Genomic DNA, 22,160 nt, shown 5'->3' on the forward strand with positions numbered 1-22,160 from the left:
TGTGGTAACCTCATTAATAACCTAGATTTAAGGGGGTGGCAAGTTTTTTTGTATAAAAACGCATAAAATAGGCAATACTAATAGTTTTTTACTAAAAACTTTTGACAATACGATAAAGAAAAAGGGGAGAACAATATGAAAAAAATCTTAGTTTTTCTATCTATTTTATTTGTATTATTCCTTGCAGCTTGTGGTGGAGGAGATGACGCAGCAGAGGATAGCAGCAACAATGCTGAAAATAACGAAGCTGCAGAAGGTACTGAAAACGAATCTGCTGATAATGTTGTTATAAAAGTAGGAGCTTCCAGTGTACCTCACGCTGAAATTTTAGAGGAAGCAAAACCGCTATTGGCAGAAGAAGGTATTACATTAGAAATTGAAGAGTATCAAGATTATGTATTGCCAAACGATGACCTTGCTAACGGGACGTTAGATGCAAACTATTTCCAGCATATTCCATTCTTAGAACAAACGATTGCTGATACAGGGTATGAATTGGAAAACATCGGCGGAATTCACATCGAGCCAATGGGAGTATATTCCCAAAACATTGCCAGCATCGATGATATTCCAGAAGGTGCAGAAGTCATTTTAAGTAACTCGGTTGCTGACCATGAACGTATTTTGAAATTGTTTGAAGCTCAAGGACTAATTACTTTGGATGACAGCGCAGAAGAAATTACAGTAGACAGCATTGTCGATAATCCAAAAAATTTACAATTCCAGCCTGATTATGCGCCAGAGTTATTGCCAGAACTTTATCATTCTGAAGCAGATGCCCTTGTAGTAATTAACACAAACTATGCGATTGAAGCAGAACTAAACCCGATTGAAGATTCTCTCTTTATTGAAGGGGAAGAGTCTGATTACGTAAACGTTGTAGCTGCCCGCGCAGAAGATAAAGACCGGGAAGAATTGAAAAAATTAGTCGAAGTATTGCACTCTGAAGAAATCCAAAACTTCATTATTGAGAAATATGAAGGCGCCGTTGTTCCAGTTGGCGGAAACGAATAAATAATGGAATTAAGTGCTGCCGGTACGAGATGCCGGCGGCACTTTTGGCATTTATAACGGGTACTTGACATTGATGGTGCCTGTGTTAAATTTTTTCTTGTGTGAAAGCCTTTTCCTTTGTTAATATGTTATTATTCAATATGGAAAGGATGGTCCCATATAAACGGTTTAAGGTATACGACAGATATGGAAAAGGCAATGGAAAAATCCCACGGGATGAGTTTTGCCGAATACGAACGAACTCTTGCAAACCGGATGAAAGTGGAAAAAAAGCGTGAGTTGGATTATGCGAAAAGCAAGGAAATTTTAACGACTGTGAAAAGTCATCTTCATCGATAATAAAAGAAAGACGCCAAGGTCCACTTCAGATCTTGGTGTTTGTTTTTATACAGGCGGTGACATTGGTTATTTTATCAGCAATACATATCGTTTCAACTTTCTGACTTCTGTTCTGGAAAATGTGTTATTTTAAGGCGGGATAAGCATTTTGCCAAAAAGTGAATTTGTTGATTATTAATTTGAAATCCTTTAAGATTGTAATGAGAATAGATTGAGAATGAATATTATATTCATTAAAGTAATAAAAATAACAGATTTTGGAGGTATTGTTATGGCAGGATCAGTGTTAGAAATTAAAAATCTTCATGTTTCCATTGAAGATAAAGAAATTCTAAAAGGAGTCGACCTAACGATCAAAGGCGGAGAATTCCATGCAATCATGGGACCAAACGGTACCGGTAAATCCACGTTAGCTTCTGCGATCATGGGTCATCCGAAATATGAAGTTACGGAAGGATCCATTACGTTAAATGGTGAAGACGTGCTGGAAATGGAAGTGGACGAACGTGCCCGCGCCGGTCTTTTCTTGGCGATGCAATATCCAAGTGAGATTAGCGGTGTAACGACATCCGATTTCTTGCGTTCTGCAATCAATGCACGCCGCGGTGAAGGCAACGAAATTCCTTTAATGAAATTCATAAAAGAATTAGATAAAGACTTAGACTACTTGGAAATTGACAAGAGCATGGCGACCCGCTATTTAAATGAAGGGTTCTCCGGAGGGGAGAAAAAGCGTAACGAAATTCTTCAGTTAATGCAGTTAAAACCGGATATTGCCATTTTGGACGAGATTGACTCTGGACTTGACATCGACGCTCTCAAAGTCGTTTCTAAAGGAATTAACAAAATGCGCAGTGAAGAATTTGGCTGCTTAATTATTACGCACTATCAGCGTTTGCTCAACTACATTACCCCAGACTTTGTGCATGTGATGATGCAAGGACGTATCGTAAAATCCGGCGGTCCTGAACTTGCAAAACGTCTAGAAGCAGAAGGCTACGAATGGCTGAAAGAGGAACTAGGAATTAAAGACGAAACTGTTGAACAGAATGCGTAATGGTTAGGAGGGGTAATATGACTGTGGAAACGAAACTTCCATACGATAAACAATACATCGAATCATTTTCCAGTGACCGCAAGGAACCGGAATGGATGAAGGAATTGCGCCTGCATGCCTTGGAAAAAGCGGACCAATTGGAAATGCCAAAACCGGACAAAACGAATATTACTAGATGGAATTTTACGAAATTCCGTCATGACTATATCCCTGGTGAAAAAATTGCTTCCATGAACGAATTGCCGGAGCTGTTACAAGAATATTTTGACCAGGACAATATTCCAGAAAACTTGCTTATTCAGCGCAATCAAAGTGTTGCATATTCAACGTTAAGCGAAGAGCTGAAGGAAAAAGGCGTTATTTTTACCGACATTTTCACTGCCCTCGAACAGCATGGGGACCTGGTGAAAAAATATTTCATGACTGATGCTGTGTCTGTAGATCAGAACCGATTGACAGCACTGCATGCCGCTCTTGTAAATAGTGGTGCTTTTATTTATGTGCCAAAAAACGTGGAAATCGAAGTGCCGCTGCAAATCGTATTCTGGCATGAAGACCCTAGCGCAGCATTGTTTAACCATGTCATTGTCGTTGCAGACGAAAACAGTAAGCTTACGGTAGTGGAAAATTACTTGTCCAGCGCATCTGAGGAAGAAACTGTCGCAAACATTGTGGAAGAAGTTTTTGCCCATGATAATGCGAAAATTTCCTTTGGTGCAGTAGACCATCTCTCCAGCAAAACGACGACTTATTTGAACCGTCGCGGTGTTGCTTATGAAAATGCAACGATCGACTGGGCGTTAGGACAAATGAATGACGGAAATACGGTTTCCGAAAATATTACACATTTAATCGGAAACGGCTCTAGCTCGAATGCGAATGCCGTTACCGTTGGCCGGGGAAAACAGATTCAAAACTTCACTGCCAATATTGTGCAGCATGGGAAAGGTTCCGACGGATTTATTTTGCAGCGTGGTGTCATGCTGGAAGGCGCGACAACGATTTTCAACGCTATCGGCAAAATTGAACACGGTGCAATTAAAGCAAATTCGGAACAAGAATCCCGCCTGCTTATGCTTAGCCCGAATGCCCGGGGAGATGCAAACCCAATTCTGTTAATTGAAGAAAACGATGTTACTGCAGGACATGCAGCATCTGTCGGAAGAGTAGACCCAATTCAAATGTACTATCTCATGAGCCGGGGACTTCCAAAAGATGATGCAGAACGGCTTGTAATTCATGGATTCTTGGCACCGGTTGTAACCCAGCTGCCGATAGAATCAGTGAAAAAACAATTAACCCAAGTAATCGAGAGGAAGGTATACTAATGGACGTAAAAGCCATTCGAGAAATGTTTCCCATTTTAGATCAAGAAGTGAATGGTCATCCATTAGTATATCTCGATTCATCTGCAACATCACAAACGCCGTTGCCTGTCATTGAAGCATTGGATAAATATTATAAAGAAGACAATTCCAATGTTCACCGGGGAGTACATACCCTTGGGACGAGGGCAACGGATCAGTATGAAGGCGCCCGGGAAAAGGTGAGAAAATTTATCAACGCAGCTAGTGAAAAGGAAGTTATTTTTACCCGGGGATCAACAACTTCGATAAACTATGTTGCCTACGGCTATGCCCGGAAAATCCTGCAGCCGGGGGATGAAATTGTCATCACGCCGATGGAACATCATAGCAACATTATCCCTTGGCAGCAGGCGGCAAAAGCTACAGGTGCAACATTAAAATATATTCCGCTGCAAGAGGATGGAACGATTGCACTGGAAGATGTAAAAGCAACGGTTACCGAACAGACGAAAATTGTTGCCGTAACCCACGCATCAAATGTTCTCGGTACCATTAATCCGATTAAAGAGATTGCAAAAATTGCCCATGACCATGGTGCGGTGCTGCTCGTCGATGGTGCCCAGGCAGTTCCCCATATGAAGGTGGATATGACAGATTTAGACTGTGATTTTTATGCCTTTTCCGGCCATAAAATGTGTGGACCGACGGAGATTGGGGTACTCTATGGAAAACAGGAACTGCTGGAACAAATGGAACCGGTGGAATTTGGCGGCGAAATGATTGATTTCGTTGATCTTTACGATTCCACGTGGAAAGAACTGCCTTGGAAATTTGAAGCCGGCACGCCGATTATTGCCGGTGCCATCGGCTTAGGTGCCGCCATTGACTTTCTTGAAGATGTCGGCATGGACAATATTTTTGCTCATGATAAAAAGTTGGCTGCCTACGCCTTGGAAAAATTAAAATCCATCGACGGCATTTCTATTTATGGTCCTGAGGAACGAGGGGCCCTCGTTACCTTTAATATTGAGGACGTTCATCCGCACGATGTGGCAACGGTGCTGGATATGGAAGGAATTGCGATTCGGGCGGGACATCATTGTGCTCAGCCGTTGATGAAGTGGTTAAATGTTACTGCAACAGCCCGGGCCAGCTTTTATTTATATAATACGGAAGAAGAAATTGATGCATTGGCGAAGGGACTCTTGAAGGCGAAGGAGTATTTTGGTAATGTCTTTAAATAATTTAGATACTTTATATCGGCAAGTCATCATGGATCATTATAAAAATCCGCGAAACCGCGGGATTGAGGAAACGGGGGATGGGGTCACCGTAGACATGAATAACCCGACCTGCGGAGACCGTATCCGTCTCCAATTAAAAGTGGAAGAAGGAGTCGTAACAGACGCCCGTTTTGAAGGAGAAGGATGTTCCATCAGCATGTCTTCCGCTTCCATGATGACCCAGGCTGTAAAAGGCAAAACGATTGAAGATGCATTAAAAATGTCCAGCCTTTTTTCCGATATGATGCTCGGAAAAGAAATTGATACCGATTTGGAGATGGGAGATATCGAAGCGCTCCAAGGAGTATCGAAATTTCCGGCGCGCATTAAATGTGCAACCCTTGCCTGGAAAGCGATGGAAAAGGGTGTAAAAAGACAGTAAAGATGCATTCAATTGCAGTGTTTGCCGGATGAATTAAGAAATACAAAGGAGGTTTTCCTGTTGGCTAAAAATTTACCCGAAATAGAAGAGTATAAATACGGGTTTCGTGATAAAGACGTTTCGGTGTTCCGTACTGAAAAGGGTTTGACCCGAGAAGTTGTGGAACAAATTTCCAAAATGAAGGAAGAACCGCAATGGATGTTGGACTACCGCTTAAAGGCATTGGAACATTTCTATAAAAGACCGATGCCGCAATGGGGCGGTGATCTATCCGGTCTTGACTTTGATGAAATTGTTTACTACGTAAAACCGTCGGAAAAACAAGGCCGTACGTGGGATGAAGTTCCTGAGGAAATTAAACAGACCTTTGACCGTCTTGGCATTCCAGAGGCAGAACAGAAATATCTTGCTGGTGTATCGGCTCAATACGAGTCAGAAGTCGTATACCACAGCTTGAAAGAAGATTTGGAAGAGCTAGGTATTATCTTTATGGATACCGACTCGGCCTTAAAAGAACATGAGGAACTGTTCAAAGAATACTTTGGAACGGTAGTACCTTATTCCGATAATAAATTTTCTGCATTAAATTCTGCCGTATGGTCTGGCGGTTCCTTTATTTACGTTCCGAAGGGCGTTAAAGCAACGACTCCGCTTCAGGCATATTTCCGAATTAATACGGAAAATATGGGACAGTTTGAAAGAACGTTAATTATTGTGGATGAAGGAGCATCTGTCCATTATGTAGAAGGATGTACGGCTCCTACCTATTCATCGAGTTCCCTGCACAGTGCGGTCGTTGAAATTATCGTTAAAAAAGGCGGATATTGCCGCTATACGACAATTCAAAACTGGTCGAATAACGTTTATAACCTTGTTACGAAACGGGCAACGTGTGAAGCCGATGCAACGATGGAGTGGATTGACGGAAACCTCGGTTCCAAATTAACGATGAAATATCCGTCTATCCATCTGAAAGGCGAAGGCGCCCGCGGAAACACGATTTCCATCGCCATGGCAGGAAAAGGCCAAGTGCAGGATGCAGGTGCGAAAATGTATCACCTTGCTCCAAATACGTCTTCTACGATTGTTTCCAAGTCCTTTTCTAAAGATGGCGGAAACGTAACTTACCGCGGACTCGTCCATTTTGGCCGGAAAGCGGACGGTGCCAAAGCAAATATTGAGTGTGATACGCTCATTTTGGATGACAAATCAAAATCCGATACGATTCCGTACAATGAAATATACAACGACAATATTTCCCTTGAGCATGAAGCAAAAGTTTCCAAAGTCTCGGAGGAACAATTATTCTACCTTATGAGCCGTGGACTGACGGAAGAAGAAGCGACAGAAATGATCGTCATGGGCTTCATCGAACCGTTTACGAAAGAACTTCCAATGGAATATGCGGTGGAAATGAACCGCCTTATCAAGTTCGAAATGGAAGGATCAATCGGTTAATACAGAAAAACCCCTGTCATGTGGCAGGGGTTTTCCTAATGGATCGCATTCTAAAGTGAACAACAGTCATTCCGTAAAACGCCTTTCACTTAAGTAAGATTAGGAATCCTTCGGTACAAATGATAAGATGAGGATAGACTGGAAAGAAGAAGGGATTTCATTTTGGTATTTATCATATGCTTTATTATTGCAATCATTTCATCATTTATAGGAGCAATTGCAGGTCTTGGCGGCGGAGTTATCCTTGTGCCGAGCATGTTTCTTGCCGCTTCGATTTCTGACAGTTTCAGCTGGGCAACTCCGCAAACAATTGTCGGTATTTCGTTAATCACGATGATTTTTACATCTTTATCCTCCGCCACCGCGTATATGAAATCAAAACGGGTAGACTTTCAAACCGGATTGCTGCTTTTGTCCGGAAGCATACCTGGCGGGGTTCTCGGCTCCTGGCTGAATAGCTATTTTAGCCCGAAAACCTTTTTGATTTTTTTCGGAACGCTCGTCATCGTAATTTCTTTGCTAATGATAGTGAAGAAAGAAAAAATACCGAAAAGGACTGGTAAACACGGACTTCAGCGTACGGTGCATATTGCTGGGGAGACGTATGACTACCGTATTTCTGTATTCCTGGCAATAATTCTTTCCCTTGCCGTCGGTATTTTGTCGGGTTTATTTGGTATTGGCGGCGGCTCGATTATGGTTCCGGCAATGATATTGTTATTCGGTATGCCTGCCCATATTGCTACGGCAACTTCCATGTTTATGATTTTCTTTGTCAGCATGATCGGAAGCATTTCCCATGTGACGATGGGACATATTGCATGGGAATATGTCCTGTTTTTCATCCCTGGTGCATGGATTGGCGGAAAATTAGGGGCGAAAGTCAATCAATTATTGCCCGGGAAAACGTTGGAATGGGTATTAAGAATTATCCTTATTTTCGTAGGTATTCGGATGATTTTTCAAGGGATTTCGTAAGGAGATTGACCGATGGAAGAAAAAATATATATTTATTACACGAATGATTTGCATAGTAATTTTCAGCAATGGCCGAGAGTAGCCCGTTTTCTCAAAGATAAAAAGCGTACAAGAGAGGCTTATGGAGATGCCTTTTTCCTCATGGATATTGGCGACCATATGGATCGGGTGCATCCTATTTCGGAAGCTTTTAAAGGGAAAGCCAACGTAGCTTTATTAAATAAGCTGGAATATGACTTTGTTACGATCGGAAATAATGAAGGGATTACTTTATCTCACGAGGAACTGTTTCAGTTGTATGACGAGGCAAGTTTCGAAGTTATATGTGCCAATCTGCATAGTTTGCGCGGTGAAAATCCGGCCTGGCTCCATCCTATCGGAATAAAAGAAACGAAAAGCGGCATTCGCATTGGAGTAATAGGCCTGACCGCCCCATTTAACGATTATTATGAATTGTTAGACTGGCACGTTTCCCCTATTTATTCCACGTTGGACCGACACATTCACAATTTAAAAAATTGCAGTGATATTGTCGTTTTAATGTCCCATCTCGGTCTGAGCGAAGATGAAGAAATTGCGAGGAGATACCCGGAAATTGATGTTATTATCGGTGGGCATACCCACCATCTATTGCGAACGGGAGAAGAAATTCAGCAGACGATAATTACTGCAGCAGGAAAACATTGTTTCCACGTCGGGGAAGTAATATTAACGTGGAGTCATTCGGAAAAGAAGCTTGTGAAAAAAGAAGCTTATGCAACAGATATTACCAATTATGAAAAAGATATGGATACGAAGGAAACATTGCGAGAAATGGAAAAGAAGGCTGACGGGCTGTTGGAAGAAACTGTGGCCGAGCTGGAAAAACCGTTGGAAAAGGATTGGTTTCGGGACACCCTCCTTATGCAAGAACTCACGCATACGTTACGAAAATGGACGAGGGCAGACTGTGCCATGTTAAATGCGGGGTTATTGCTCGATTCCTTGCCCGCTGGAAAAGTAACATACAAAGATGTTCACCGGGTATGCCCCCATCCGATTAATCCGGTCATTGTAGAGTTGACTGGAAACGAATTGGTGGAAGTAATACGGGTCTCGCTAACAAAAGAATTTATGGAATTTCCGCTGAAAGGGTTCGGCTTCCGGGGAGAGATGCTTGGCAAGATGATGTTCTCTGGTATTAACGTCGAGACAGGACGTCATCGAAACGGCGAGCCTTATGTAAAAAATGTCATCCAGGAAAATGGGGAGCTGATTAATGGAAATAAAAGGTATTTCGTAGCCACTGCCGATACATTTACCTTTGGCAGAATGCTGCCGGAAGTAGCAAAATCGGAAGTAAAGCAATACTTTTTGCCAGAGTTTATCCGGGATTTGCTGGCAGATACGCTAAAACATAAGTTTTCTAAACAGCTATAATGCTAGAGCATTTTTCCTGGTATCATTCCCCTTTTCTTCCGCATACACTTATTGTGTATAAAAGAAGGAGGCGGAATGACGTGCTTTCAGTAAAACCTTTAGAAATTGAAGGATACACCTTCGTGGCAACAACGGTAGAGCTTCCAAAGACGACTTTATTAATTATTTCCAATGATATCGGCTATATTATGTGTGCTGCATTGGATGTGGATTTCTTTAATGAAAATGAAAAGCTTCGACAAAGAGAAGTCATTGCAGGCAGGGCAGAGGGGGTACGGACGATTGAGCAATTGCTCCATGCTCCGCTGGCCAAAATTACCGATGCGTCGAAAAAATACGGCTGGGAGATTGGAATGATCGGCAAAGATGCATTGTTAAAACTGACGTAACATTGGCGGAGATTCGATTCTCCGTCTTTTATATTGAGAAAATCCGGGACATCGCTTTGATATCGTTTAAAATGATAGTAAATTTGATTAATCCATGTTTAAATGAAAAGAGAGCAACATGTATGACAAATTTCAGGAGCAGAATATGAGACTAATTAGTACAAGATCACTTCAGGCTGGAATGAAACTGGCTAAATCCATTTACAATGAGAACGGCATTCCTCTTTTGTCAAAAGGAGTTTCCTTGACAGATAAAACTATTCAACGGCTAATTCGCCAAGGAGTTTCCTACGTATACATAGAGGACAAAGCAACCGAGGATATTGTCATCGAGTCAGCTGTGTCAGAGGAGCTGCGGATTGAGGCAACTCAGGAGATCAAGGAAATTTTTCATGAAATCAGCAATGCCGGATTAGAGAAAAAATCGTTTCTATTGGATAAACAAGGGAAAAAGATGGGCGAAATTGTAAAGAAGTTGTTGGCGGAAATACAGCAACAGCCGAAACAGTTATCCATGCTGGCAGATATTTTCGTCACCGATCAATACGTATTTCAGCATTCGTTAAATGTGACCATTTATTCCCTTGCCCTCGGGATTTCACTGCAGTTTCCGCAAAAAAAACTGCTGGAAATCGGTGTTGGTTCTTTGCTGCACGATATTGGAAAAATATTTATCGATCAGAAAATACTCAATAAAAAGGGCAGGTTAACTGATGAGGAGTTTGAAGTAATCAAAACCCATACGGAACTTGGTTTTGACTTTTTGCGCCAGCACATCGAAATTCCTTCCGTTGTTGCCCATTGTGCCTATGAACACCATGAACGGCTAGACGGGTCAGGTTATCCTCGGGGAATCAAAGAAAATGAAATTCACCCTTATGGAAAATTAATTGCGATTACAGATGTATTTGATGCAGTGACAAGCAACCGAATTTACCGGGATGCCATGCTTCCTCATGAAGGATTGGAAATTTTATATGCGGGAAGCATCTCTCAGTTTGACAAGCATATGGTAGAGGAGTTTAAAAAGAGTATCATTATTTACCCGAACGGCTTACAGGTAGAGTTAAGTGACGGCAGGAAAGGGGTTATTCTCCGCCAAAATCCCCATTTAAACGAAAGACCGGTTGTTCGTGTGCTTTCTGAAGATGATCAGCCGTTAAAAGTTCCCTATGAAATTGATTTAAAAGAAGAGCTGGATACGATGATTGTTTCCGTTATGAAAGAGTAGTTCCCGATTCTATCCCCCCTGATACAGGCATAGATTGTATCAGGGGGGATAGTCATGTGGCGACGAAAATACCGACGAAAATTTGCACCACCTCCGGGAAGGCATCTGTTTATTATCGCCTTTATTATTTTTATCATCGTTGTCTTTCTCAGTATTCAAATCATCGATCGGGGAATCACCCCTGCAATTATTGAAATCTCGGAAATAAAAACCGACGAATTTGCCATGAGGGCAATTAATACGGCAGTACGGTTTGCAGAAAGCTATGATTTTACCGATGTTGTTCAAGTTACGTATGACAATGATGGTCATCCAGCAATCTACGGTTATAATACAGCGATTATCAGTGAAATAAATCGGGTTGCCACGGAAAGGGTTGAGGAATTTTTCATGCATGTCAATCGCGGTGATCCGATTGACTACGATTATCCGCTGCAAGATTATGAATTTAGTGAGGATCCAGGGGACCGGGCGAAACGGGATCCGACCGTAATTGAAATTCCCCTTGGCGAAATTACGGGAAATGCTGTTCTTGCCAATCTCGGACCGAAGATACCGATCAACTTGGAGCTTGTCGGCAATGTACGGACGAATATTATCCGTGAGACTGAGCCGCTTGGAATCAATGGCTCATGGGTTTCCCTATATGTCAATGTGGAAGCGGACGTGCAAATCATTATCCCGTATATTACGGAAGTAACAACGGTACAGACAGAAATTTACATTGACAGCGGAGCGATCATGGGAGATGTTCCAGATTTTTACGGGGGAGAATCCCCATCCATTTCCGTTCCCCGGGAAGATTTTCAGGATAACTTGCAAGATGACCATTAATATAGTATATTAGTTGATATAATTTCATAGGCCTCAGATCGGTGAGGTAGAGGTGCAAGCAAGAAGAGTAGTCAGCAGGAGGATGACAACGAGGATTGCTGATGAAAGGATTGTTTGCCGAAGCGTAATAAGGGTCAGACTTATTATTGCTGGTGTGCCTTTGAATAAGAGGTACACTGTCATGCATGTATTGCATGGAGGACTACTGATCGAGATGGAGGATAACGGATTTTGCAGGCAGGCAAAGATAAGTTATTTTCTATCTTTGCTTGTTTTTTTATTGCTTTTTTTTTCCTCCTAAAAGGTTGGTAAGACCATATCTCTATCAACGAAGTTCTCCGCATTATTTCAAAATTTTAGGAGGTTACTGTATTGATTGGCACAATTTATTCCATTATTCCTGCAGTATTAATGCTGGTACTTGTCATATTGACAAGGAATGTTACGTTATCATTGGGAATTGGCATCGTTGTCGGTGCGTTATTTGTTCATAACTTCCAAATCTTGGATTCTCTAATGGGAATTTGGAAAGTATTCTTTGAGATTTTTATCACGGAAGAAGGCATAAATATTGGTAATTTGTATTTAATCACCTTCTTGTTATTATTGGGAATCATGGCTGCATTTCTTCAAGCCTCGGGTGGAAGCAAAGCCTTCGGGGAATGGATGATGAAGCGGGTAAAAACGCAAAGAGGCTCCAAACTGATGGCAGGAATTTTAGGTATTATCATTTTCATTGATGATTATTTTAATAGTCTCGCTGTAGGGCAAATCGCAAGACCAGTAACAGACCGGCATAACGTTTCCCGGGCAAAATTGGCTTATATTGTGGATTCTACTTCGGCACCGGTTACGGTAATTTCCCCTATTTCCAGCTGGGGTGCGTATATTATTGGTATTTTAGGAAGCATTTTTATAGCAAATGGCATTACCGACCTGCAGCCTTTACAAGCATTTGTGATGATGATTCCATATAATTATTATGCATTGGCCGCCATCTTCCTTGTGTTTTTGACCGCCTATTTAAAAATGGATATCGGTGCTATGAAAAAACATGAAACCCGAGCAGCTGAAACTGGACAGCTGTTAGGTCCAAACCAAAAGAAGGCTCCTGGGGATTTGAGCGACCAAATCGAGACCCATCAACAAGGGAAAGTATATCACCTGCTCATACCAATTATCGTTCTAGTGGCAGCAACGGTTTCTTCCATGCTGGTTACCGGCGCGTTAGCTGCGAAAGAAGTTACTATTTTAACTATTTTTGCTAATACCGATGTTAATCTGTCATTATTTATCGGCGGAATATCGGCAATTATCACTTCCCTTATCTTTTATCTTGCTTTAAACAAACCGCGGGAAGATATAGGGAGAATTGTTGCAGAAGGTTCTAAAACAATGCTTCCAGCCATTTATATCCTCATCCTGGCTTGGATGATTGGTTCGATTATTAGTACTTTGGAAACAGGATCTTATTTGGCGAATGCTTTCAGCAATGCCTCGATTAATCCGCAGCTTGTGCCGCTGTTATTGTTTGTTACAGCCGGCTTTATGACTTTGGCTACGGGAACTTCCTGGGCGACCTTTGGCATCATGCTTCCAATTGCAGCAGAATTAATCATCGTGATAGATTCTGGCTTGCTGTTGCCGTCCCTTGCTGCCGTACTTGCTGGTTCTGTATTTGGGGATCACTGCTCTCCTATTTCCGACACGACGATTCTGTCGTCAACCGGTGCCGGATCCAATCATATCGATCACGTCATTACCCAATTGCCTTATGCTTTCATGGCAGCTGTCGCAGGAATCATCGGTTTTTTGCTGATTGGCTTTACAAACCAGACGATTCTTTCTCTACTTGTCGCTTTAGCTGTTATTCTTATAATCGGCTTTGTCATTCATAACTTTGGAAAGACGGAGCAATGACCGTATGAAAGACTGTACTATAGTTAATAGTGCAGTCTTTTTTATTCACGTATTGTTTGTAATAGTTACTTTATGCCAAGCAAAAATAACCAGTAATAAAATTTTTTTAGTAAATTTTTATTAGAATGTTTGACATTGTATCAAAGTACGGTATAATACAAACTGAAATGTCTGAAAAAAGAAAACTTTAAAAACTATCTTATTGCAAATTCAATTAGCAAATTTGCAATAAGGGAAAAGGAGGATTTCACATGGAAACACGCTCACAATGGGGTACACGTGCAGGATTTATTCTTGCAGCTGCTGGTTCTGCCATCGGTTTGGGAAATATATGGCGTTTTCCTGCAGTGGCCTACGAAAACGGCGGAGGAGCATTCTTTATCCCTTATCTTTTTGCTCTCTTAACAGCCGGAATTCCTATTTTAATTATGGAATTTACGTTGGGGCAAAAGTATCGTGGTTCTGCACCGCTCACTTTTCGCAGAATTAACAAGAAGACCGAATGGCTCGGCTGGTGGGGAGTCATGGTTGCCTTCGTCATTTCTACCTACTATTCCGTCATTATTGCCTGGGCTATGTCATACTCAATCTTTTCCTTTAATCTAGGCTGGGGAGAAGATACAGAAGGGTTTTTATTTGGGAATTATTTAAATCTTACTGTTGATCCGGGTCAGACGGGAAGTTTTGTGCCAGGGGTGCTCATTCCTCTGATTGCTGTTTGGGTGATTGTATTATTCATCCTCTTCAGAGGGGTTAAAAAAGGAATTGAAATGGCAAACCGCATTTTTATTCCTTTGCTGACAATTGTCTTTTTAATTATTGTTATACGTGCAATTACGTTGCCAGGTGCTATTGAAGGACTAAATGCCTTCTTTGCTCCGGACTTTAGTAAAATTTTCTCAGCAGATGTTTGGGTTGCAGCTTATGGACAAATTTTCTTCAGCCTGTCCATTGCCTTTGCCATCATGATTACGTATGCCAGTTACTTGCCGAAGAAATCGGACATAACGAATAATGCTTTTATCGTTGGATTTGCCAACTCCAGTTTTGAGCTTCTTGCCGGGATTGGAGTATTCGCAGTATTAGGATTTATGGCTAGTCAAGCCTCCGTTGGCATTGATGAAGTTGTTGCTGGCGGCGTAGGGCTCGCTTTCGTTGTCTTCCCGCAAATCATTAATCAATTCCCGGGAATGAACGAGTTCTTTGGATTCCTCTTCTTCTTATCTCTGACGCTGGCTGGACTGACTTCATTAATTTCGATTTGTGAAACTTATATTGCCGGATTGCAGGATAAATTTAAACTGACCAGAACGCAAGCAGTTTTATATGGCGGTGGAGTCGCTGCAGTTATTTCTCTATTGTTTGCTACCCAAGGCGGTCTATACTTCCTTGATGTCATAGATTACTTTATTAACCAATTTGGGGTAGCGATGCTCGGATTGGTTGAAGTGATCATGATTTCATGGTTCTTACGTCAGCTGAAAGATTTGAAAGATCATGCCAACGGGATTTCCGACCTGCGTCTCGGAGCATGGTGGGATATCAGCCTGAAATATATTACTCCGGTTGTCCTCGGCTACATGATGTTCCAGCTGCTATCGCAAAACATATTGAAAAAGTTCGATACGGATACAGGAAACTATGAAGGCTACACCGATGCGTTCATCATGTTTGGCGGATGGTTTGTAGCTGGTGGAGCCTTAATAATCGGAATATTGCTAATGTATACGAAATGGAAAGAGAAAGAGACGGAAATCCAAGAAACAAGGGAGGCAAAATAATGACTGGCGAATCGATTTTTGTAATGATTCTTGGAATGTTAATTATTTGGGGAGGTCTCGCTGCAAGCATTGTCTATGCCATGCGGAAAGCGAAAGAAACAAAATAACGATGAAGGGAGTTCTAGTTGTAGAACTCCCTCTTTATCTTTTCTGCCTCGCCATCCGCTCCCATTTTTTTAAATATGGATATGGGTCAAAGGACCATTCACTATAGCCGTTATCTTTATACATTCCGTAATGAAGATGGGGCGGGAACTTTCCGGAAGTGCCAGGCGGACCATAGCCTGAGGAGCCGACGCTTCCAAGAATATCACCAGGCTTCACTACCTGGCCGATTTTTAAATTTTCGTCATAACCGCTCAGGTGGGCGTAATAATGATAAATATTATAGATATCCCGAATACCTACCCGCCAGCCGCCGTATAAATTCCAGCCCATCATTTCTACGACACCGTACGTAGTCGATTTGACAGGAGTTCCGTAACTGGCAAAAATATCTGTGCCTTCATGAATCCGGACTCCGCCAAAACCTCTGCGATCTCCCCAGGTGTTACGGTAACTGTAGTTATAATTGATGTCAACAGGGAAATCCCGGTCTGTCAATTCGATTTTTTGAAACGTACGAAAAACTTTGGCTGTATTTTTGATCGTTTGTACCGTCAAATCCCGTTGATAATAATTCCAAAGGGCTATTTTAATATCTTCTTCCGTATTGCCGTACTCTAAGATTATACTGCCCATCGTATATAAAATATCTTCCGGGTCTGTCGGAACGGCTTTGCCGTCTCCATTTCCGTCCTTTCCTTTACCTTGGAAAATGTCGATCATCCTTGTATCTGTGATTTCTGATGTATTTTCCAGTCCAAACCATAATTCTTTTGGGATACTAATGGATACGACTTTTTCCGGTTCAGAGCTATCTTGGATATTCCTTTCATAATTATCAATGGCAGCAAAGTAGTACCACGGAATTTGTGTAAGAGCTTCCGCTTTCTTAAAAAGGGCCATCCGTTCCTCGTAGATGGAAGGTTTGTCTTCTTCCGCATTAATCGAAATTGGAGCTGCAAATAGTAATAGGGCAAGAAGAACAAAGAATAGCGGATAATGCAAGCATGTCACCTTCCTTCCAAATGATAATGATGCTGCTAGTTACCTTTCCTGAGAGGTTTCCTTCATTTTATTAATGAGTTGTTCAATCAAGTTATCGTATTCCCTGTTCGTGGAGGAATTATGCAGGCTTTGAATATCCCCAATTAACGATTTATTATCGGAAACGTAAATCTCAAAAAAGCCCGGCATTACTGATTCGGCAGTTTTTTTGGCGATATCAGCAGCTGTTTCCCGTTCCATACCGTCATCTTTTTCATACGCAATTAGTACTTCCCGATCGGTAACGAGGGTGGCTACTTCGCGAAACCCATCATGACGCAAAATAATTCTCGTAATCATATCTGCATACGTATTCCTGTCTATTGTTGCCGAGTGGTTCGCTTCAAGTTCTTCATCCATTTCATTTTTCGAGTAACGGACATATCCTAATTGTTCATTTACGTCATTCCCGGTTTGTGGGGTAATATTTGTATTCGGATTATGCTGATTGGAAATGCGCTCATCTTCCCGCATTAATCCTTGGTCGTTGGCACAACCGTATAAAGTGAAAAGAAAGGCAGCAATTAATATAGAAAAAAGTTTCATCATTTGTTCATCCTCCTAAATATATTCCTCTCCATATAGTTTGGATTTCACGGTTGAAATCATGCACTGTATTTTTCTGTTTCTAAAATGGGCAATATGGTAAAATGGTAGGAGTGAGGTGGAGGTGGGATAGTGATAGAGCTTCACGGAAAATTTTACGAATTAGCAGAAAATCATAAGGATGGTTTTCAGGAAGACGCACTAAAAGAAAGGTATGCAGAAATTTTGGCGAAATATGATTATATTGTCGGGGACTGGGGTTACAATCAATTGCGCTTAAAAGGGTTTTATCACGATAGGAATCAAAAAGCATCAGCGGATACGAAAATCAGCGCTTTGGAAGATTACTTATACGAATACTGTAATTTTGGGTGTGCATACTTTGTCTTAAAAAAAACGAATAAAAACATATAAATAAAAAGTACTTTAGAAGCATTCCATTGTGTATTGGATGCTTCTTTTTTTGTCCGAAAATAATCTAACTGTAGCAGATTATTACAAAGTTTGCCGTGATATAAATCACTTTACAAAAACTTTTCAAAAAATGATTCATTCCTACTATATAAAGGATATCAAGTAATATAAAAAAGAAATTCCTGTCTTCATTTCCGACTATCCACTTATTTTTCTCTGATGCAAAAGATTCTCCTTAGCAAAAATTTGCAGATTTTTTAGGAAAAAGGTGGCATTTTTCTGCTTCTTGCAGCAACCGTTGACAAATTGACATATTTACAAAATTTGATTATATATCAAATATCGAAGGAACATCGGGTGAAAAGGGTGGAATTAAATTTGCTAGAGTCGAAAAGGAAAGCAATTATTTTTCTAGTTATTGCATTTATTCTAGCAGCAATAGCAGGAATATTACTGCTGCAAAAAGTCGAGGAACTTAATTCTGATCTCGGCCGACAAGTGGAAGTATATGTAGCAAACACAAATATCAGCTCCCGTGAAATCATTACCCCCGAGGCGATTACAACCGATGAAATACCGCGCCGATTCGTCCGTGACGAGCATGTTACTGACATTGAGGAACTTTATAATAAAGTATCGGTAGTTCCTTTATCCAAAGGGGAATTAATTACAAAAAACATGCTGAAGGATGCTACTGCTGTTACCGACAGTAACCATCGCCTCATTGCACTATTAAAATCAGACAATGTATTTTTTGACGAAGAACTCCATACCCTAGACCGGGTAGATATTATTGTCTCCCATACATTTAACGGAAAACCGGAAACAAACGTGTTTATGACCGATGTGAATGTGGCAAAAGTTGCCCGCAATAGTGAGGAGTTTGTCGGAATACAAGTAGAAATCCCGTTTGCCAAAGTAACCGAGTTAATCCATATGCAAAATTACGCTGATAGCATCAGAGTCGTAAAAGCAAATGTCGGACAGTTTGCCGGGGACGGACAACTGATTGAACAAGGAGAGGGGAACGAACAGAATCCTTCGGAAAACGAGGAAGCTCAAAGTCAAGAAAACGAAGGAAGCGATAATAAGGTAAAACAAAATGATAAAGAAACGAAAGAAAAAAATAAGGAAGAAAACAAGGAAAAGAATAACGATAGTTCAGAATGAGAATTTGCAATATTCGACTATTATCCAATGTTCAAAAAAGAGCGGATTGGGTGAGACAAATTGCCACTAACAAATGACGTATATATCATCGGGAAAAATGAAGAATTAGTGTCATTAGTAAAAGAACAAATCGGTAATTATTTTACTGCTCATGAAATTGCTATCGAGGAGATCCGCAAATATGAGCCAAATTTGATTGTGCTTGTCAATGCGGAAGGAAATACAGCAGTAGAGTATGCACAGCTAATTTTATCCGAACTTCACGAAACTGCGATTATATGTGTGAACGATGAGGAAAATTTTGACGTCCTCCGCGGCTTGAACCGTTTAGGTATAACCGATTATTACATACTGCCGGGAGAAGAAATCCTATTTATGGAGAAATTACATACGCTGGCGCGAGAGGCTGGTCAGCGGAAATTGCAGGACCAGGCCTTGATGAAACGGGGCGGAGGAAAAGTATTCTCATTCTACAGCGGCAGCGGCGGTACGGGGAAGTCCATCGTCAGTTCCGTATTTGCCCAAACATTAAAATTGGAATCTACCGCAAACGTTCTGTTTATCGATCTGAATTTGCAGTACGGCGGGGCGGAAACGTACTTAAATCTGGATAGCTCCCGTTCGATTGTTGATTTGCTCCCGGTAATCGATGAATTGAACGAACAGCATATACGAAACGTAGCCGAAATGGAAGAGCATTCGAATATGCATGTCATTGTCAGCCCAAGAGATGCAGAAATGGCGGAAAGGGTTTCGGAAGAACTGATTTTACGATTATTGCGTGCAGCAAAACGGAGCTACGATTTTATTATCATAGATCTTCCAGTGTGGATGGATGAAAGGACATACATCGCTTTGGAGGAATCTACAAAAATTTATTACGTAATGAACTTGGATACCCAGGCGATAAAAATATTTCATCATGTGGAAAAACTGTTCCAGCGCCTCGGGATTGTCATGGAAGAACGGATGGATATGGTTTTGAATTTTAAAGGGAAGGATAAAGAACTAACAAAAAAAGACCTGGAACGATTTGTGACGTATCCGATTGCGGTGGAAATCAGAAGAGATAAAAACTTGCAAAACTTTATCAATAAAGGAGTTCCTTTAAGAAAGACACCGAAAGAAAAGAAAATGACAAGTTTCGCGAAAGATGTACATAAATGGGTAAATTCCATGCTGAAATAGGCAATGGAAAGGTTGTGGTTAAAAATGGCCCTTTTTCAGCGAGCAAAATCTGTGAGCACGATGCGAAATACCGAGCCTGTCTATACTTCAAGTACAGGTTATATTGATGAACTTGTCGAGCATTACAAAACAAGATTGCTGACCGAAGTGAATTTGGAGCAGATTACCAGTCTGAATACAGCAGAGAAACGGATCAAGATTGAAAGACATATCAACCAATTTATGGCCGAGGAGAAAGTTGTCATTCCCCGGCAAGACAAAGAAACCTTACTTACGAAATTAATCGACGAAAGCGTTGGATTTGGGCCGCTCGAGTCACTATTGAACGATGATACAATAACCGAAATTTTAGTCAATGGTCCCCATGAAGTGTTTGTCGAAAAAAATGGACAGTTAAAAAAGACCAATGTCCGTTTTAAAGATGAAGCCCATATTCGTCATATCGTCGACCGGGTCGTAGCTCCTCTTGGCCGAAGAATTGATGAAAGCTCTCCAATGGTCGATGCCCGATTGCCGGATGGCAGCCGGGTCAATGCGGTAATCCCGCCGATTAGTTTGGAAGGAACCATCGTTTCCATTCGAAAATTCCGGAAACGGCCCTTTGAAATGAAGGAGCTGGTAGGAAACGATACGCTTACCGATGCTATGAGCGTCTTTTTGCAATCGCTAATTAAAAGCAAGCATAATGTTTTAATTTCTGGCGGGACAGGCAGCGGTAAAACGACATTGTTAAACGCTCTGGCTAAATCGATTCCCATCGGAGAAAGAATTATTACGATTGAGGATTCTGCCGAATTGCGATTAGAGCGGGAAAATGTCGTCGGTCTTGAAGCAAGGCCGCCCAACGTGGAAGGAAGAGGAGAAATTACTATCCGTCAATTGGTGAAAAATGCTCTCCGTATGCGGCCAGATCGGATTATCGTTGGGGAAGTCCGGGGAGCGGAAGCATTTGACATGCTGCAGGCAATGAATACGGGGCATGAAGGTTCACTAACGACGGTACATGCCAATTCGCCTGTAGATGCGATTAACCGTCTGGAAGGGATGGTTGTCATGGCGGGGATGGAACTGCCTACCCATATTATCCGGCAGTATATCGTCGGCGCATTGGACTATATTGTCCAAGTCCAGCGGCTAACAGATGGAACGAGAAGGATTATTCATATTGCCGAAGTCAATAAAGTGGATGAAGACAAAATCGAAGTGAAAGACATTTTCTCCTTTAAGCGCACCGGTCTTGATTCCAAAGGTAAAGTTCAAGGTTATTTTACTGCAACCGGCGCCATTCCGAAATGCCTTCGCGATTTGGAGGTATACGGCATTCATCTCGATATGGAGATGTTTACACCGAAGGGAGAGTTCGTCGATGAACTTAGCAATAGCATTACTTTATAGTTCCGCTGTCTTTTCCTTACTCATTTTCTTTTATTATTTCTTGGGATATCGTTCACAAAAAAGAGAATGGCAAGCGAAAGTAAAAAACTGGTTTCCGCAGGAACAGCGGAAAAGTCTCGTCAGCCGGCTGGGAGACCGTTTTGATGAACAGGATTTTGCAAAGACACTTCATCACCGGCTGCAAAGCATTAATGTCGGCTTACTTCCATCCGAATATGTTGCTGGATTAATTGTCGGCGGAATGGCGGTATTTGTTCTATTTTATAGCATTTTTAATGTCAGTTTTTCGATTAGTCTTTTATTAGGCGTATTCATTGTGACGATGACTCACTTCCTTTTGTTTTATATTAGGAAAAACAGTTACGAAGAACAGTTTAACGATAAATTGAGTGAAGTCTGCCGAATAATGGGGAATGCAGCTCGTTCCGGACTGACCATTAACCAGGGAATCGATATTGTGAGCAGGGAAGTGACCGGACCAGCGGGTGTGGAATTTAAAAGAATTTCCCATGAACTAAAATTAGGAGTTCCTTTGGAGACAGCTTTGCGTTCAGTACAAAAAAGGAATAAATCCAGAGATTTTAAGCTGTTCATTGCAACATTGCTCATTCAGAAAAAAACAGGAGGAAATTTGGCCCTGACGCTGGAAACGATGGCGGAAACTTTTGAAGAACGCAAAGTATTGCATCAGACAATTAAAACGATGACGGCAGAACAAAAATATATTTCCTATATCGTTCCAATCTTGCCTGTATTTCTCTTGCTCGTTATGAATAATGTCATTGACGGTTTTTTGGATCCGCTATGGTCTGGTTTTGGCCTAATCATGTTAGCACTATTCCTCGGTGCTGTCATTCTGTCTTTTGTCATCATCCGAAAAATAACCAATATAAAGGTGTAGTGAAC

22 protein-coding genes and 1 riboswitch are annotated in these 22,160 nt (G+C 41.4%); of the genes, 20 read left to right on the top strand and 2 right to left on the bottom strand.

Annotated elements, in window-relative coordinates:
- Positions 1-135: 135 nt before the first annotated feature.
- The 15 genes from IEV18_RS11460 to IEV18_RS11530 all read left to right on the top strand — a co-directional run bounded on the left by IEV18_RS11460 (position 136) and on the right by IEV18_RS11530 (position 15,499).
- Positions 136-1,014: a MetQ/NlpA family ABC transporter substrate-binding protein gene (locus IEV18_RS11460; RefSeq protein WP_188392518.1), complete on the top strand. Its 879-nt coding sequence runs from the start codon at positions 136-138 to the stop codon at positions 1,012-1,014.
- Positions 1,015-1,200: 186 nt separating this feature from the next.
- Positions 1,201-1,353, top strand: a complete 153-nt coding sequence (locus tag IEV18_RS11465; protein ID WP_188392519.1) for a YuzK family famiily protein — start codon at positions 1,201-1,203, stop codon at positions 1,351-1,353.
- Between the two features lie 271 nt (positions 1,354-1,624).
- A complete protein-coding gene (gene sufC, locus IEV18_RS11470; protein ID WP_188392520.1) occupies positions 1,625-2,410 on the top strand; it encodes a Fe-S cluster assembly ATPase SufC in 786 nt (261 codons plus the stop codon).
- 17 nt (positions 2,411-2,427) lie between these two features.
- Positions 2,428-3,738 carry a Fe-S cluster assembly protein SufD gene (gene sufD / locus IEV18_RS11475; RefSeq protein ID WP_188392521.1) on the top strand — a complete coding sequence of 437 codons (1,311 nt, stop codon included), beginning with the start codon at positions 2,428-2,430 and terminating at the stop codon, positions 3,736-3,738.
- Positions 3,738-4,961: a cysteine desulfurase gene (locus IEV18_RS11480; protein WP_188392522.1), complete on the top strand. Its 1,224-nt coding sequence runs from the start codon at positions 3,738-3,740 to the stop codon at positions 4,959-4,961. Before sufD ends, IEV18_RS11480 begins: the two co-directional genes overlap by 1 nt.
- A complete protein-coding gene (gene sufU / locus IEV18_RS11485; RefSeq protein ID WP_188392523.1) occupies positions 4,948-5,382 on the top strand; it encodes a Fe-S cluster assembly sulfur transfer protein SufU in 435 nt (144 codons plus the stop codon). Before IEV18_RS11480 ends, sufU begins: the two co-directional genes overlap by 14 nt.
- A gap of 60 nt (positions 5,383-5,442) precedes the next feature.
- Positions 5,443-6,840 (top strand): Fe-S cluster assembly protein SufB, encoded by a 1,398-nt coding sequence (gene sufB / locus IEV18_RS11490; RefSeq protein ID WP_188392524.1) that lies wholly within the window; start codon positions 5,443-5,445, stop codon positions 6,838-6,840.
- Positions 6,841-7,002: 162 nt separating this feature from the next.
- Positions 7,003-7,818, top strand: coding sequence for a sulfite exporter TauE/SafE family protein (locus tag IEV18_RS11495; protein ID WP_188392525.1), 816 nt, complete (start codon positions 7,003-7,005; stop codon positions 7,816-7,818).
- A gap of 12 nt (positions 7,819-7,830) precedes the next feature.
- Complete coding sequence (locus tag IEV18_RS11500) at positions 7,831-9,237, top strand: bifunctional metallophosphatase/5'-nucleotidase (RefSeq protein ID WP_188392526.1); 1,407 nt, start codon at positions 7,831-7,833, stop codon at positions 9,235-9,237.
- Between the two features lie 80 nt (positions 9,238-9,317).
- A complete protein-coding gene (locus IEV18_RS11505; protein ID WP_188392527.1) occupies positions 9,318-9,626 on the top strand; it encodes a YunC family protein in 309 nt (102 codons plus the stop codon).
- A 145-nt stretch (positions 9,627-9,771) separates the two neighbouring features.
- Positions 9,772-10,857, top strand: a complete 1,086-nt coding sequence (locus tag IEV18_RS11510; RefSeq protein WP_188392528.1) for an HD-GYP domain-containing protein — start codon at positions 9,772-9,774, stop codon at positions 10,855-10,857.
- Between the two features lie 54 nt (positions 10,858-10,911).
- Entirely contained in the window at positions 10,912-11,691 is a 780-nt protein-coding gene (gene yunB, locus IEV18_RS11515) for a sporulation protein YunB (RefSeq protein ID WP_188392529.1), read from the top strand.
- A 39-nt stretch (positions 11,692-11,730) separates the two neighbouring features.
- Positions 11,731-11,904: riboswitch (Lysine riboswitch) on the top strand.
- Positions 11,905-12,063: 159 nt separating this feature from the next.
- The gene (locus IEV18_RS11520) at positions 12,064-13,611 is read left to right on the top strand and encodes a Na+/H+ antiporter NhaC family protein (RefSeq protein WP_188392530.1); all 1,548 of its coding nucleotides are present in this window, start codon (positions 12,064-12,066) and stop codon (positions 13,609-13,611) included.
- 251 nt (positions 13,612-13,862) lie between these two features.
- Complete coding sequence (locus IEV18_RS11525) at positions 13,863-15,392, top strand: sodium-dependent transporter (protein ID WP_188392531.1); 1,530 nt, start codon at positions 13,863-13,865, stop codon at positions 15,390-15,392.
- Positions 15,392-15,499 (top strand): methionine/alanine import family NSS transporter small subunit, encoded by a 108-nt coding sequence (locus tag IEV18_RS11530; RefSeq protein ID WP_188392532.1) that lies wholly within the window; start codon positions 15,392-15,394, stop codon positions 15,497-15,499. Before IEV18_RS11525 ends, IEV18_RS11530 begins: the two co-directional genes overlap by 1 nt.
- 34 nt (positions 15,500-15,533) lie before the next feature.
- Here the strand turns inward: IEV18_RS11530 and IEV18_RS11535 are convergent, their stop codons facing one another.
- Both IEV18_RS11535 and IEV18_RS11540 read right to left on the bottom strand, forming a co-directional pair.
- Positions 15,534-16,502: a M23 family metallopeptidase gene (locus IEV18_RS11535; protein ID WP_308421569.1), complete on the bottom strand. Its 969-nt coding sequence runs from the start codon at positions 16,500-16,502 to the stop codon at positions 15,534-15,536.
- A 39-nt stretch (positions 16,503-16,541) separates the two neighbouring features.
- Positions 16,542-17,090, bottom strand: coding sequence for a YhcN/YlaJ family sporulation lipoprotein (locus tag IEV18_RS11540; protein ID WP_188392533.1), 549 nt, complete (start codon positions 17,088-17,090; stop codon positions 16,542-16,544).
- Between the two features lie 129 nt (positions 17,091-17,219).
- Between IEV18_RS11540 and IEV18_RS11545 the strand changes: the two genes are divergently transcribed.
- The 5 genes from IEV18_RS11545 (at position 17,220) to IEV18_RS11565 (ending at position 22,155) form a co-directional block, all read left to right on the top strand.
- Positions 17,220-17,501: a YutD family protein gene (locus tag IEV18_RS11545; protein WP_188392534.1), complete on the top strand. Its 282-nt coding sequence runs from the start codon at positions 17,220-17,222 to the stop codon at positions 17,499-17,501.
- 378 nt (positions 17,502-17,879) lie between these two features.
- Positions 17,880-18,671, top strand: a complete 792-nt coding sequence (locus IEV18_RS11550; RefSeq protein WP_188392535.1) for an SAF domain-containing protein — start codon at positions 17,880-17,882, stop codon at positions 18,669-18,671.
- A gap of 60 nt (positions 18,672-18,731) precedes the next feature.
- On the top strand, positions 18,732-19,859 hold the full coding sequence (locus IEV18_RS11555; protein WP_188392536.1) for a CpaE/TadZ family protein: 1,128 nt from the start codon (positions 18,732-18,734) through the stop codon (positions 19,857-19,859).
- 24 nt (positions 19,860-19,883) lie between these two features.
- Positions 19,884-21,254: a TadA family conjugal transfer-associated ATPase gene (locus IEV18_RS11560; RefSeq protein ID WP_188392537.1), complete on the top strand. Its 1,371-nt coding sequence runs from the start codon at positions 19,884-19,886 to the stop codon at positions 21,252-21,254.
- On the top strand, positions 21,226-22,155 hold the full coding sequence (locus tag IEV18_RS11565) for a type II secretion system F family protein (protein WP_188392538.1): 930 nt from the start codon (positions 21,226-21,228) through the stop codon (positions 22,153-22,155). Before IEV18_RS11560 ends, IEV18_RS11565 begins: the two co-directional genes overlap by 29 nt.
- Positions 22,156-22,160 lie beyond the last annotated feature (5 nt).

Source organism: Compostibacillus humi, from assembly GCF_014637175.1.
Taxonomy (GTDB): Bacteria; Bacillota; Bacilli; order Bacillales; family Amphibacillaceae; genus Oceanobacillus; species Oceanobacillus humi.

Excerpts from the sequence above, each read along its gene's own strand:
- IEV18_RS11460 (WP_188392518.1), top strand. The coding sequence starts at position 136 with ATGAAAAAAATCTTAGTTTTTCTATCTATTTTATTTGTATTATTCCTT.
- IEV18_RS11530 (WP_188392532.1), top strand. The coding sequence starts at position 15,392 with ATGACTGGCGAATCGATTTTTGTAATGATTCTTGGAATGTTAATTATT.
- IEV18_RS11540 (WP_188392533.1), bottom strand. The coding sequence starts at position 17,090 with ATGATGAAACTTTTTTCTATATTAATTGCTGCCTTTCTTTTCACTTTA.
- sufD (WP_188392521.1), top strand. The coding sequence starts at position 2,428 with ATGACTGTGGAAACGAAACTTCCATACGATAAACAATACATCGAATCA.
- IEV18_RS11500 (WP_188392526.1), top strand. The coding sequence starts at position 7,831 with ATGGAAGAAAAAATATATATTTATTACACGAATGATTTGCATAGTAAT.
- yunB (WP_188392529.1), top strand. The coding sequence starts at position 10,912 with ATGTGGCGACGAAAATACCGACGAAAATTTGCACCACCTCCGGGAAGG.
- IEV18_RS11560 (WP_188392537.1), top strand. The coding sequence starts at position 19,884 with ATGGCCCTTTTTCAGCGAGCAAAATCTGTGAGCACGATGCGAAATACC.
- IEV18_RS11565 (WP_188392538.1), top strand. The coding sequence starts at position 21,226 with ATGAACTTAGCAATAGCATTACTTTATAGTTCCGCTGTCTTTTCCTTA.
- IEV18_RS11510 (WP_188392528.1), top strand. The coding sequence starts at position 9,772 with ATGAGACTAATTAGTACAAGATCACTTCAGGCTGGAATGAAACTGGCT.
- sufC (WP_188392520.1), top strand. The coding sequence starts at position 1,625 with ATGGCAGGATCAGTGTTAGAAATTAAAAATCTTCATGTTTCCATTGAA.
- IEV18_RS11525 (WP_188392531.1), top strand. The coding sequence starts at position 13,863 with ATGGAAACACGCTCACAATGGGGTACACGTGCAGGATTTATTCTTGCA.
- IEV18_RS11480 (WP_188392522.1), top strand. The coding sequence starts at position 3,738 with ATGGACGTAAAAGCCATTCGAGAAATGTTTCCCATTTTAGATCAAGAA.
- IEV18_RS11465 (WP_188392519.1), top strand. The coding sequence starts at position 1,201 with ATGGAAAAGGCAATGGAAAAATCCCACGGGATGAGTTTTGCCGAATAC.
- sufU (WP_188392523.1), top strand. The coding sequence starts at position 4,948 with ATGTCTTTAAATAATTTAGATACTTTATATCGGCAAGTCATCATGGAT.